Origin of the sequence: Micromonospora sp. AMSO31t (genome assembly GCF_008868175.1) — a bacterium.
Lineage (GTDB): Bacteria > Actinomycetota > Actinomycetes > Mycobacteriales > Micromonosporaceae > Micromonospora.
The window spans coordinates 1-2,385 of the sequence record NZ_WBKT01000289.1 but is presented as its reverse complement, the minus strand read 5'-3'; the positions used below and the strand labels follow the sequence as shown (position 1 = coordinate 2,385).

Genomic DNA, 2,385 nt, shown 5'->3' with positions numbered 1-2,385 from the left:
GGCGTGGCCCGCTGGCGGGGCGTCCGGCTGGGCACCGTGCTGCGGCTGGCCGGGCTGCGCGACGACGCGGTCGACGTGATGCCCGAGGGGCTGGACCCGGACTACGTGACCGGCGGGACCAACCTGGGCCGCGTACGCCGCCCGCTGCCGATCGCCAAGGCCCTCGACGACGTGCTGCTGGCGTACGAGATGAACGGCGAGCCGCTCCCCGCCGACCACGGTTTCCCGGTCCGCGTCGTGGTGCCCGGCTGGATCGGCATCGCCTCGATCAAGTGGGTGGGCCCGGTCGAGGTCTCCACCACACCCCTCTTCTCGCCGTGGAACACCCGGTTCTACCGGATGTTCGGCCCCGGGCACCCGGCCGAGGGCACGGTGCTGGGCGCGCAGCCGGTGAAGAGCGCGTTCGAGCTGGCCTGGGACGCCCGCGTGCCGGCCGACGCCGAGGTGCTGCTGCACGGCCGGTCCTGGTCGGGCAACGGCCCGATCGAGCGGGTCGAGGTGGACACCGGCGACGGCTGGCGCCCGGCCGACCTGGTGGCGGCCGACCGGGGCGGCGCCTGGCAGCGCTGGACCGCACGGTGGCGCCCGCCGGCCCCGGGCCGGTTCACCCTCCGTGCCCGCGCCACCGACACGACGGGGACGACCCAACCCGACCGCGCCGCCCCCAACACCCTCGCCTACCTCTTCGACGCGGTGGTCCACCACCCGGTCACGGCCCACTGACCCCGTCCACCCGCGCCGTCCCGGCCGCCCCCTCAGGGCGTCAATGCCGTCGGGGCCGTCCGCCCCCTCAGGGCCGTCGATCATGAAGTTATTGCCCCGACACGCCGTTGTCCGTGGTCATAACTTCATGATCAACGCGGTGGGCCGCGCGGCCGTGATCAGGTCCGTGGGGCCGTGAGGTAGGCGGGTGGGACGGTGTCGGTGAGCCAGACGCCGTTGGCGCTGCGGTAGAAGTGGTAGCCGTTGGCGGCCATGGCGGCGGCGTCGATCGTCAGGATGACGACCTCGCCGGCCCGGCGCGCGCCTACCCGGCGGGCGGTCTCCGCGTCCGGGGACAGGTGCACGTGGTGCCGGCGGCCCCGGTGCAGCCCTTCGGTGCGGATCGCCGGCAGGACGGCCTCGCTGGTGCCGTGGAAGAGCCGGTCCGGCGGGGTCGCCGGCGCCAGGCCGAGGTCGACCGGGACGGAATGGCCCTGGCTGGCCCGGATCCGGTCGACCCCGTCGGGGCCGCGTTCGACGGCGAAGCGCTGCTTGTCGTTGCCGGCCACCACGACGTCCAGGTCGGCGCGGGTGATCCGCAGGGCGGCGAGCACGTCGGCGACCGGCAGCCAGCCGGCCCCGTCCAGCGTCAGGTGGAACCGGTCGGGGCGGTGGCGCAGCGCCAGCGACATCCGCTTGCTGACCCGCACCAGGTCACGATGATCCACCCGGACAGTGTGACCCACCGGCCGGGGGCCGGCGAGGATATCAGCGGGTGGCGGCCGACCCCGCGCTCACCATCAGCCCCGCGGCGTCCACCACCTCGAAGTCACTGCCGCGCAGGCCGCCGAGGGCGTGCAGGGCGTCGTTGTCCCAGCGCGGGTCGGGGGCGCCCGAGACGAACCAGGCCGAGCCGTGGTCGGCGACGATCAGCCCGTGGCGCTGCATCGCCTCGGCGACGATCCGGGCCTGCCGGGGCAGCCGGGACAGGTCCACCGAACGCTTGAGGCGCAGCCGCTGGCCGAGCTGCGGCAGGGCCGGGTCGGTGGCCGACGAGGCGGAGTGGGTGGCCGGCCAGGTCCAGCCGGTGCGGGTGCGCGGCACGGTCACCCGCAGCGCGTGGTCGATGCGGCCGGCGGCCACCTCGTCGTAGCGGACCAGCCCGGCCAGGATGGACAGTCCGGCCGCGTCGGCGGACGTCCAGCCGGCCCGGCGCAGCTTGTTCGACCGAAGGTCGAAGACCGCTCCCGAGCCGGCCCGCCAGCCGGCGCCGGACCGGTGCGCGTCGAACAGCTCGTACGCCCGGCAGGCCGCCCGGTCCCAGACGATCACGTGCCGGTCGCCGGTGCCGTTCGGTCCACCCTCGACCGCCGCGTCCGGCGGCACCGGGTACGGCCCCGGGTCGCTCTCGCCGGCGTACTCGAAGGTGACCGGGACCCTCCGCTGGCCGGAGGGGACGACGGTGACCGGGATGCCGATCGGCGCGCCCTCCCACCGACCGGAGCCGAAGTCGGCGTGGACCGTGGCGCCGCCGCCGATCGCGCCGACCATCGCCGCGGAGCGCGGGTGCACGGGCAGCCGCGAGACGTCGGCGTGCCAGACGTTGTCCGCCGGGAAGACCCCGCACGGCCGGGCGCTCGGGCTCGGCCGGCCGCCGAGCCCGGCCCGGGCGGTCAGCGTGCC

The 2,385-nt window shown here is 75.9% G+C and carries 3 protein-coding genes; 1 reads left to right on the top strand and 2 read right to left on the bottom strand.

Annotated elements, in window-relative coordinates:
* Positions 1-723: molybdopterin-dependent oxidoreductase (locus F8274_RS30500; RefSeq protein WP_151465838.1), on the top strand; the 723-nt coding region annotated here is incomplete at its 5' end.
* A gap of 158 nt (positions 724-881) precedes the next feature.
* On the opposite strand, the gene F8274_RS30495 is transcribed toward F8274_RS30500, so the two are convergent.
* Both F8274_RS30495 and F8274_RS30490 read right to left on the bottom strand, forming a co-directional pair.
* Positions 882-1,430, bottom strand: coding sequence for an RNA 2'-phosphotransferase (locus tag F8274_RS30495; RefSeq protein WP_151465837.1), 549 nt, complete (start codon positions 1,428-1,430; stop codon positions 882-884).
* 40 nt (positions 1,431-1,470) lie between these two features.
* On the bottom strand, positions 1,471-2,385 hold a 915-nt coding region (locus F8274_RS30490; RefSeq protein ID WP_151465836.1), incomplete at its 5' end, for a hypothetical protein.